Origin of the sequence: uncultured Roseicyclus sp. (genome assembly GCF_937892565.1) — a bacterium.
Lineage (GTDB): Bacteria > Pseudomonadota > Alphaproteobacteria > Rhodobacterales > Rhodobacteraceae > Roseicyclus.
The window spans coordinates 1-10,387 of the sequence record NZ_CALAHQ010000064.1; the positions used below are offsets into that span (position 1 = coordinate 1).

At 63.4% G+C, this 10,387-nt stretch carries 11 protein-coding genes; 4 read left to right on the forward strand and 7 right to left on the reverse strand.

What is annotated here, in order from left to right:
- The coding region (locus tag Q0094_RS08195) for an NAD(P)H-hydrate epimerase (RefSeq protein WP_297617613.1) at positions 1-520 on the reverse strand (520 nt) is incomplete at its 3' end.
- A gap of 140 nt (positions 521-660) precedes the next feature.
- On the opposite strand from Q0094_RS08195, the gene Q0094_RS08200 reads away from it, so the two are divergent.
- Positions 661-999, forward strand: coding sequence for a P-II family nitrogen regulator (locus Q0094_RS08200; RefSeq protein ID WP_297617616.1), 339 nt, complete (start codon positions 661-663; stop codon positions 997-999).
- A 75-nt stretch (positions 1,000-1,074) separates the two neighbouring features.
- Entirely contained in the window at positions 1,075-2,481 is a 1,407-nt protein-coding gene (gene glnA, locus Q0094_RS08205; protein WP_297617619.1) for a type I glutamate--ammonia ligase, read from the forward strand.
- Between the two features lie 126 nt (positions 2,482-2,607).
- On the opposite strand, the gene scpB is transcribed toward glnA, so the two are convergent.
- The 6 genes from scpB to Q0094_RS08235 all read right to left on the reverse strand — a co-directional run bounded on the left by scpB (position 2,608) and on the right by Q0094_RS08235 (position 9,118).
- A complete protein-coding gene (gene scpB, locus Q0094_RS08210) occupies positions 2,608-3,282 on the reverse strand; it encodes an SMC-Scp complex subunit ScpB (protein WP_297617621.1) in 675 nt (224 codons plus the stop codon).
- Complete coding sequence (locus Q0094_RS08215) at positions 3,283-4,083, reverse strand: ScpA family protein (protein ID WP_297617623.1); 801 nt, start codon at positions 4,081-4,083, stop codon at positions 3,283-3,285. It lies immediately after the preceding gene.
- Positions 4,076-5,089, reverse strand: a complete 1,014-nt coding sequence (locus tag Q0094_RS08220) for a glycoside hydrolase family 3 N-terminal domain-containing protein (RefSeq protein ID WP_297617626.1) — start codon at positions 5,087-5,089, stop codon at positions 4,076-4,078. The genes Q0094_RS08215 and Q0094_RS08220 overlap by 8 nt, the downstream gene beginning before the upstream one ends.
- Position 5,090: 1 nt before the next feature.
- Complete coding sequence (locus Q0094_RS08225) at positions 5,091-5,960, reverse strand: SPOR domain-containing protein (RefSeq protein ID WP_297617629.1); 870 nt, start codon at positions 5,958-5,960, stop codon at positions 5,091-5,093.
- Between the two features lie 186 nt (positions 5,961-6,146).
- The gene (gene argS, locus Q0094_RS08230; RefSeq protein ID WP_297617631.1) at positions 6,147-7,877 is read right to left on the reverse strand and encodes an arginine--tRNA ligase; all 1,731 of its coding nucleotides are present in this window, start codon (positions 7,875-7,877) and stop codon (positions 6,147-6,149) included.
- Between the two features lie 71 nt (positions 7,878-7,948).
- Positions 7,949-9,118: a deoxyguanosinetriphosphate triphosphohydrolase gene (locus tag Q0094_RS08235; protein WP_297617634.1), complete on the reverse strand. Its 1,170-nt coding sequence runs from the start codon at positions 9,116-9,118 to the stop codon at positions 7,949-7,951.
- Positions 9,119-9,204: 86 nt separating this feature from the next.
- On the opposite strand from Q0094_RS08235, the gene Q0094_RS08240 reads away from it, so the two are divergent.
- Positions 9,205-9,543 carry an iron-sulfur cluster assembly accessory protein gene (locus Q0094_RS08240; RefSeq protein WP_297617637.1) on the forward strand — a complete coding sequence of 113 codons (339 nt, stop codon included), beginning with the start codon at positions 9,205-9,207 and terminating at the stop codon, positions 9,541-9,543.
- A gap of 61 nt (positions 9,544-9,604) precedes the next feature.
- Entirely contained in the window at positions 9,605-10,387 is a 783-nt protein-coding gene (gene xth, locus Q0094_RS08245; RefSeq protein WP_297617640.1) for an exodeoxyribonuclease III, read from the forward strand.

The following is a 10,387-nucleotide window of genomic DNA, read 5'->3' on the forward strand; positions in this document are numbered from 1 at the left end:
GCGGTTGCGCGCAATGCGGTTGCGCGCAATGCGGTTGCGCGTCCCGCGGCCCATCCGCGCGCCGCAGCGCTTGCTGGGCGATCTCGGGCAAGGGACGGGTCAGCCCGATCCCAAAAAGCGCATCCACGATCACATCGGCCCCGCCAAGATCGACCCCCTCCAAGCCGCTGACCGCGCCCATGGCCGCCCAGCGATCGTGATTGGCGCGCGCATCCCGGGGCAAGCGATCGACCGACCCGAGGAAAGCCACATCGACCCTCCAGCCCGCTTCGGCCAGACAGCGGGCGATGACAAAACCGTCGCCGCCGTTGTTGCCCGGACCGCACAGCACCCATGCCCGCCCCGCGCGCGCCGCCAAATCGGGCCACTGCGCCAACAGCGCGGCGACCACGGCGCGCCCGGCTGTCTCCATCAGATCGCGCCCGGTTATACCGCCGCCGCGCATCGCCTCGTGTTCCACCGCGCGCATCTGTGCGGCGGTGATGATCTGGCCGGAAGAGGAGATTTCTGGTTTGCCCATTTTTCGCTCGTTTCGCCTAATTTTTAATCATTCATGTGGGGAATCCAAAAGATCATCCGCGACCGTCACCGTAGCGCATGGATTCCCCCATCGCAAAATGCTGTCAGGAACCCGCGCAGTTGCAAGGAGGCCCAAATCCGATGAAAAAGATCGAAGCAATCATCAAGCCCTTCAAACTCGATGAGGTGAAGGAAGCGTTGCAGGAGATCGGCATCCAGGGCCTGAGCGTGACCGAGGTAAAGGGCTTTGGCCGCCAAAAGGGCCATACGGAGCTTTACCGCGGTGCCGAGTATGTCGTTGATTTCCTGCCCAAGGTGAAAATCGAGGTTGTCTTGACCGACGATCTGCTCGATGCCGCCATCGAGGCCATCATCGACGCCGCCAAGACCGACAAGATCGGCGATGGCAAGATTTTTGTCTACGATATCGCGCAAGCGATCCGTATCCGCACCGGCGAAACCGGCGACGACGCGATTTGATCCGCAGAACCCGCCGCGCACCCGCGCGGTCAGGCGATGCACACAACACGACCACTACGTTAAGGGAAGGTCACGATGAGCAAAGAACACCTCTTGAAGATGATCAAGGACGAAGGGGCGGAATATGTCGACATCCGCTTCACCGATCCGCGCGGCAAGCTGCAGCACGTCACGGTCATGTCCGACCTCGTGGACGAGGATTTCATCGAAGAAGGCTTCATGTTCGACGGATCTTCGATCGCCGGATGGAAGGGCATCGAAGCCTCCGACATGAAGCTGATGCTCGACACCGAAAGCGCCTATGTCGACCCGTTCTACGCGGAAAAGACCATCTGCGTGCATTGCAACGTGGTTGAGCCCGACACCGGCGAGGCCTATAATCGCGACCCGCGCGGCATCGCGCTGAAAGCCGAAGCCTATCTGAAATCCTCTGGCGTCGGCGATGCGGCCTATTTCGGCCCCGAAGCCGAATTCTTCGTGTTCGACGATGTGCGCTATGCCGTCAGCATGAACAAGGTGTCCTTCGAAGTCGACGCGGTCGATGGCGCATGGAACAGCGATACCGAGTATGAGATGGGCAACACCGGCCACCGCCCCGGCATCAAGGGCGGCTATTTCCCGGTCAACCCGATCGATCCGGCACAGGATCTGCGCTCGGAAATGCTGTCGACGATGAAGCGCATCGGCATGAAGGTCGACAAGCACCACCATGAGGTGGCATCGAACCAGCATGAGCTTGGGCTGATTTTCGGCACGCTGACCAAGCAAGCCGATGACATCCAGAAATACAAATATGTCATCCACAACGTGGCCCATGCCTATGGCAAATCGGCCACCTTCATGCCCAAGCCCATGGCCGGCGACAACGGCACCGGCATGCATGTGAACATGTCGATCTGGAAAGACGGCAAGCCGCTGTTTGCCGGCGACAAATACGCCGATCTGTCGAATGAGGCGCTGTATTTCATCGGCGGCCTGCTCAAGCATGCCAAATCGCTGAACGCCTTTACCAACCCGTCCACCAACAGCTACAAGCGCCTGATCCCGGGGTTCGAAGCGCCCGTGCTGCGCGCCTATTCGGCCCGCAACCGCTCGGGCTGCATCCGTATTCCGTGGACGGAAAGCCCCAAGGCCAAGCGCGTCGAAGCCCGTTTCCCCGATCCGTCGGCCAACCCCTATCTGGCCTTCGCGGCCCTGCTGATGGCGGGTCTGGATGGCATTTTGAACAAGATCCACCCCGGCGAGCCGTCCGACAAGGATCTTTACGACCTGCCGCCCGAAGAGCTGGCCGGCATCCCCACCGTTTGCGCATCGCTGCGTGAAGCGCTGGAATGCCTTGAAGCGGACCATGATTTCCTGATCAAGGGCGGCGTGTTCGACAAGGATCAGATCGAAGCCTATATCGCGCTCAAGTGGCAGGAGGTCTATGCCTTCGAACACACCCCGCACCCGATCGAATACAAGATGTATTACAGCTGCTGATCGCACGCGGTGAGACAAGGGAAACGGGCGCCACGCGGCGCCCGTTTTTCGTTTGGGCGGCTTGGCGTCGATCCGGTGTCACACGGCAAGACCACACCAGCCCTTGGGGCGGGGCGGGTGCTGGCGTCAGCGCGCATCCTCATCATCAGGCAGGGCCGCCTCGGCGTCATGGTCGAACATGTCGTCCATCGCGCCGTCGCGCGGCAATTCGGGCTCGGCCCCCTCGGGTGGGCGGCTGTCCAGCAATCCCGCCTCGCGCAGCTCCTTGAGACCGGGCAGATCGCGCGCCGATTCAAGCCCGAAATGATCCAGAAAGCCCTGCGTCACCACATAGGTAACCGGGCGACCCGGGGTCATGCGGCGACGGCCAAAGCGCACCCAATCCAGTTCGATCAACTGATCGACCGTGCCCTTGGAGGCCGAAACGCCACGAATTTCCTCGATCTCGGCGCGGGTGACCGGCTGGTGATAGGCGATGATCGCCAGGGTTTCGATGGCCGCACGGCTGAGCTTGCGCATCTCGAGCGTTTCGCGCGCCATCAAGAAACCCAGATCGGCCGCCGTGCGCATCGCCCAGGCATCGCCCACGCGCGTCAGTGTCACCCCCCGCCCCTCGTAGCGCTTTCGCAAGAGTTGCAGCGCCTCGGCGGGATCGCAGCCATGGGGCATGCGCGCCGCCATCTCGGCCAGCGTCAGCGGGCGCGCGGCCGCAAACAGCATCGCCTCGACCATGCGTTCCTGTTCGCCCAAGGGGGGGGCTTGAAACAGGGTCTCGCGGGGTGGTGTGTTGGCTTGGGTCATCTAGTCATCCCGGCGGCGCAATTCGATGGGCGCAAAGGTCTCGGACTGTCGGATCAGCACCTTGCCGGATTTGGCCAATTCCAGCGCCGCCGCAAAGCTGGCCGCCGTGGCCGAGCGGCGGCGCTTGGGATCGCTGCGCCACTCGGCTGGCAGATAGCTCGACAGATCCGTCCATTCGCCCGCATAGCCGATCAGCCCCCGCATTCGATCCAGCGCCTGTTCCATGGTCAAGACATGGTCGCGATCCATGACAAAGGGGCGGAATTCATCACGGGTGCGGATGCGGGCATAGGCTTGCATCAGATCCAGAAGCCCGGCGGTATAGGTGATGCGCCGCGCGGTCGACACGTCGTGTTCTTCACCGCGCGCGAAACGGTCCTGCCCCAGACGGTCGCGCGTCATCAGCTTGGCCGCGCAATCGCGCATCGCGGCCAGCCGCTCCAACTGAAACGCCAGATATGCGGCCATGTCTTCGCCCGACGGCCCCTCTTCGGTCGGGTCGGGTGGCAACAGCAAGCGCGATTTCAGGAACGCAAGCCACGCCGCCATCACAAGATAATCGGCGGCCAATTCGATCCTGAGCGCGCGCGCCTGTTCGATGAAGGCAAGATATTGTTCGGTCAGCTTCAGGATCGAGATCTTGCGCAGATCGACCCGCTGCGTGCGCGACAGGCTCAAGAGCAGATCGAGTGGCCCCTCGAACCCGTCCACATCGACGATCAGCGCCTCGGCCGCGCGGCGCGTGGCCACCGCGTCCCATTCGGTGTCTGCATCATTGGCGGCCACGGGCCTGTCAGCCATAAACCTCTCCGTCCACAAGACCGGCAAGCTCGGCCTCGGCGGCTGCGATGTCAAGCGGTTCGGGCTGGCGGCGGGCGGCAAGCGCGCGATCGGTCCGTGCCAGCGACAGCCCATCAAGGGTGCCCGCATCGGCCAAAACGGCCTCCATCTCGGCGCGCGCGCCGTTGCAATGCAAGATCAGATCACAGCCTGCCGCGCGCGCGCGCGCCGCGCGCTGTCCAAGCGGGCCGGGCAGCGCCCCCATCGACAGATCATCGGTCATCAGCGCGCCGCCAAAGCCGATCTGATCACGGATCAGCCCGATCAACCCCGGCGAAAAGGTCGCGGGAAGATCGCCATCAATCGCCTCATAGACGATATGGGCGGTCATGCCCAAGGGCAGATCGGCCAAGGGCGTGAAAGCCGCGAAATCGACAGCGTTCAATTCCGCCAACGGGGCCGCGACCCGCGGCAGGGTCAGATGGCTGTCGACGGCACCCAACCCATAGCCGGGCAAATGCTTGAGCACCGGCAAGACGCCGCCTGCAAGCAACCCTTGGGCCACCGCGCGGCCCGCACCGACCACGCTATCACGATCAGAGCCATAAAGCCGGTTGCGCAACACCGGATGGGTGGTGTCGCGCGCCACATCGGCCAGCGGCATGCAATTGACGTCAATGCCAACGGCCCGCAATTCATGCGCGATCAGACGGCTGCGCAAATACATGGACCGCGCAGCGCGCGCAGGGCCCGCTTGCGCCATCTGTTCCAGCGCGGGGTGCCATTGCCGCCAATGGGGGGCGCGCATGCGTTGCACCCGGCCGCCTTCCTGATCGATCAGGATCGGCGCATCGCGCCCCACCGCCGCCCGCAAATCCGACGTCAGCGCCGAAAGCTGGGCAGGGTCTTGGATGTTGCGCGCAAACAAGATGAAGCCCCAAGGCTGCGCCTGAGCAAAAAACCGTGCCTCGGGCGGGGACAGCCGCTGTCCTTCGCATCCAAGGATGGTGGCCGAAAGCCCCGCCACCCTAACGCACCGTCACGGGAATGCAGGGCGCGTTCTGCGCCGTCAGCGCGGCACAAAACCGCCGCGAGGCCGCAAGATCCTCGAACCCATGCGCGCGCAGGCGGAAAAAGGCGGACCCGCCCGAGCTTGCTTGCTGGATCACCGGCGCACGGCCGGTGAAATAATCGGGGAACCTGCTGGTCAAACGCGCCCATTCCGCCCGCGCCAGCGCGGCGCTGTCAAATGCGCCAAGCTGCACCAGCCGCGTGCCTTCGGCCAGACCGGCGGCGTCGATCTCGGCCAACTGGCTGGCGCTGGCCTGCATCACCGCGGGGGCGGATGCAGCGATCAGGGCGACGGGTTTGAGCATCGGCCGGATCGATTGCGACACCCCCGCGATGGAGGCCGGTATCACTTGCATCCGGGCAGGCGGCGTATCTTGCGACGCGGCGCCCTCGGTATCGGCAATGTCTGCGGTGGGCGTGTCTGCGGCGGCGCCATCGGCCAGCCCATTGCGCGCAATCAGGCGCGCGATCAATTCATGGGTCTGGGGGCTGGCCGGTTCGGGGATCGGCGCATCGGCCAGAGCCGCGTCTGGGTCGCCCGACCGGGATGCAGATGCCTGCTCCAGCGCGGTCAGCGCCAAGGGCGACGGCGCCAGGACCAAGACATCGGGAACCTGTCCTGCCTCGGCCCCTTCGGCCAAAAGGTTGACCGCCAAGCCCATATGGGCGGCCTGTACCCCGCCCGGATCCGTGGGCGTACTGCGCATCGGTCCTTCGATCGCGCGGATCACCGGCACGCCCGACACATCGCGCACCACCAGTTGAACCGCCCAGACCGCCGCGCCAACCACCAGCCCAAGCGACACACAGACCCCGACCCATCTCACGGCCCGGCCGGCCCGCAGGGTTCGCGGCATTTTCATGTCAGCGGGAACACGCGCCAGACCAGCGCGATCCCCCTGTTGAGACCATTTGGGTTCCATAACCTGCCACGCCTGCTCTCTTGCCCCGCCAGAGCGCCCGGAGGCGGCGGGGTTTGCCTGTCTCATCCAGCCGGGCAGAGGTCTTTTGCCTCACATCTTTTCGGCAGGACTGACACCCAAGATACCAAGACCATTGGAAATGACAATCGCCACGGCCCGTATCATCGCCAATTTCCCACGCGTGACGGCCGGGTCGTCCTCTTGCAAGAAGCGCAACGCCGCGTCGGCATTGCCCTTGTTCCACAGCGCGTGGAAATCACTGGCCAATTCATAGAGATAAAAGGCGATGCGATGGGGTTCATGCGCCTCGGCGGCGCTTTCGACCAGCCGCGGCCAATGCGCCAATTTCGCCACCAACGTCAATTCGGCAGGATCCTGGATGGCACCCAGATCATCCACCCCGCCCGGCACCAGCCCGATTTCGGCCCCTTTTCTGAGAACCGACTGGATGCGCGCATGCGCGTATTGAACGTAAAAGACCGGATTGTCCTTGGATTGCTCGCGCACTTTTTCCACGTCGAAATCCAAAGGCGCGTCATTCTTGCGGGTCAGCATGACAAAACGCGTCACATCCGCGCCCACCATGTCGACCACATCGCGCAAGGTCACAAAGGTGCCCGCCCGTTTCGACATCTTGAGCTCTTCATCGCCGCGCTTGAGCTTGACCAGCTGCGTCAGCTTGATGTCGAGCGGCACGCGATTGTCCGAAAGTGCGGCCACGGCGGCCTTCATCCGTTTCACATAGCCGCCGTGATCGGCGCCGAAGATATCGATCAGCTCGTCAAAGCCACGGCTGATCTTGTCGTAATGATAGGCGATATCGGGCGCGAAATAGGTCCATGCGCCATCCGATTTCATCACCGGGCGGTCGACATCATCACCAAAGGCGGTCGATCTGAACAAGGTCTGGCTGCGCGGTTCCCAATCTTCGGGGGTCTTGCCCTTGGGCGGTTCCAGCACGCCTTCGTAGATCAGGCCCTTGCCGCGCAGATCGGCCAGCGCTGCCTCGATCCGGCCAGTGCCGTAAAGCGATTTCTCGGAATAGAACATGTCCATCTTGACACCGAGCGCGGCCAGATCCGCGCGGATCAGCCCCATCATCTTGTCGGTGGCGAAATCGCGCACCTCGGCCAGCCAGAACTGTTCACCGGTATCGACGAACTTGTCGCCGACCTTGTCCTTGAGCGCCTGCCCCACCTCGATCAGGTAATCGCCGGGATAGGTGCCATCGGCAAAGGCAACCTCTTGCCCATGCGCCTCAAGATACCGCAGATAGACCGAGCGGGCCAGAACATCGACCTGTGCGCCGCCGTCGTTGATGTAGTATTCCCGCGTCACATCATGGCCGGTGAAATCCAGAAGACTGGCCAGCGCATCGCCAAAGACCGCGCCGCGTGTGTGGCCCACATGCAAGGGGCCCGTGGGGTTGGCCGAGACATATTCGACATTCACGCGCCGCCCCTGCCCCATGGCGGACCGGCCATAGCCGCCCGCCTGATCCAGAATGGCCGCAACCACGCCGCGCCATGCCGCAGGCGTCAGGCGCAGGTTCAAGAACCCCGGCCCCGCCACATCGGCGCTGGCAATACGGGGGTCTTGCGCAAGCTTGACGGCCAGCGCCGTGGCGATGTCGCGCGGGTTCATGCCCGCGGCCTTGGCCAGCACCATGGCCGCATTGGTCGCCATGTCGCCATGGGCCGCATCGCGCGGCGGTTCGACCGCGACGGCGCGCGTATCGAGGCCCGCAGGCAGCACAGCTTCGGCCTCCATCGCGGCCAGCGCAGCCAGAACCGTGGCATGTATATCGGCAAACAGGGTCATCTTGGTATCCTCGGGATCGGTCCTGAGCCTAGTATCACGGCATGGGCAGAGGTCAATCAACCCCGCGCGCCTCAGCCATAGCCGCCGCGCCCGATCTGTGGCCCGCCAAAGACCAGCGCATGGGTTTGCAGCGCGAACCGGTCGGTCATGCCCGAAATGTAATCGCACACGATCCGCGCCAGCGCTGTCCGATCGCCGGCCACCGTTTCGACGTCGCGGCGCCATTGCTTGGGCAATTCCTGCGGATGGGCCATGAAATGCGGGAACAGATCGCGCACCACCCCCGTCACCTCGGCGCGCATCACAACAACCGAGGGCGCACGATACATGCGTTGGAACAAGAAGGCCCGGATCACCTTGAGATCGTCGAAGATCGCTTGCGAAAACCGGATGATCGGGCGACCTGCGTCGCGGATGTCTTGCGGGCTTTTTGGGCCCAGCACGGCCAGTTCGGCCCGCGCATAGGCGATCACATCCTCGACCAGCACGCCGAAAAAACGGCGCAATGCCTCGTGCCGGCGGCGATAGTAATTCAGATCGGGATAGGCCGCATCGACGGCGGCGAAACAGCGGTCCAGAATGGGCAAACGGGCCAATTCGTCGGTCGAAAACAATTCGGCTCGCAACCCGTCATGCAGATCGTGGTGATTATAGGCGATATCGTCGGAAATGGCGGCCACCTGCGCCTCGGCGCTGGCATGGGTGGCAAGTTCCAGATCATGGGCGGCGCTGTAGGCGGCAAGCGCCCATGACATGGGGGCGGCAACGGGGCCGTTGTGCTTGGCAATCCCTTCCAGGGTTTCCCAGGTCAGGTTCAGACCGTCGAATTCCGCGTAATGGCGTTCCAGATGGGTGACGATGCGGATCGCCTGAGCGTTGTGGTCAAACCCGCCATAAGGCGCCATCAGCTCTTGCAGCGCATCCTCGCCGGTGTGGCCAAAGGGCGGATGGCCCAGATCATGGGCCAGCGCCACGGCTTCGGTCAGATCCTCGTCCAGACCCAAGGCCCGCGCGATGGTGCGTGCGACCTGTGCCACCTCGATCGAATGGGTCAGCCGCGTGCGGAAATAATCGCCCTCGTGTTCGATGAACACCTGGGTCTTGTGCTTGAGGCGGCGAAAGGCCGAGGCGTGGATGATCCGGTCGCGGTCGCGCTGAAAGGGCGAACGAAAGGTGCTTTCGCTTTCGACCACGCGGCGGCCGCGGGTCAGGCTCGGATCGCAGGCAAAGGGCGCGCGCATCGGGGTTTTCCGCTTCTTGCAGGGCTTGGCCTGCTACATATATGTGTTGAGTGTGAAATGCGACAGCGCCGCAAAGGACTTCGCCGATGACCCTGACCCTGACCGTTCCGCCCAAGGTGACGCCGCGCGCTTTTGCCCGTCTGGCCGAAATCAACGCCGCCACCGGGGATGCCAAGGCGCTGCGCATTGCGGTTGATGGGGGGGGGTGTTCGGGGTTCCAATACGACATCCGCCTTGACGATCCGGCCAGTGACGATCTGGTCTTGGAACATGACGGGCAAAAGGTCGTGGTCGACAGCGTGTCCTTGCCTTTTCTGGCGGACGCGGTGATCGATTTCACCGAAGAATTGATCGGCGCGCGCTTCACCATCGAAAACCCCAACGCGACCTCGTCTTGCGGCTGCGGGACGTCGTTTTCGATGTAGGCTGCTTGGCCTTGCGGTCTGGTGGCCGCTTGTGGGACACAGGGCCAAACGGGGGCCCAGCATGAAGATCGCAACCTTTAACATCAACGGCATCAAGGCGCGCTTTGAAGCGTTGACCGATTGGTTGCGCGAATTCCGGCCCGATGTGGCGCTGCTTCAGGAAATCAAATCCGTCGATGACGGCTTTCCGCACGAACATTTTGAAGACATGGGCTACCGCGTGCAAACCCATGGCCAAAAGGGGTTCAACGGGGTGGCGATCTTGTCGCGCCTGCCGCTCGAGGATGTGACCCGCGGCCTTCCGGGCGACGCAGGCGACGAACAGGCCCGCTGGATCGAGGCAACCGTGATCGGGGATCGCCGGGCGGTGCGGGTCTGTGGCCTTTATCTGCCCAACGGGAACCCCGCGCCCGGGCCGAAATACGACTACAAGCTGGCCTGGATGGCACGGATGGAAACCCATGCCCGCGCCCTTTTGGCGCAGGAAATGCCGCTGGTTCTGGCAGGCGATTACAATGTGATCCCCCAGGACCAAGATGCCGCCCGCCCCGAGGCGTGGCGCCAGGATGCTCTGGCACTTCCGCAAAGCCGTGCAGCGTTTCGGCGGATCGTCCATCTGGGCTTTACCGATGCGATCCGCGCCCGCCTGCCCCAGCCCGGGCTTTACAGCTTCTGGGATTATCAGGCGGGGGCGTGGGAAAAGAACAATGGCATCCGCATCGATCACCTGCTGCTCAGCCCGCAGGCGTCCGATCTTTTGGTCGATTGCGGCATCGACACGGCGGTGCGGGCGGGCGACAAACCATCCGATCATGTGCCGGTCTGGATCACGCTGGACGCGTGA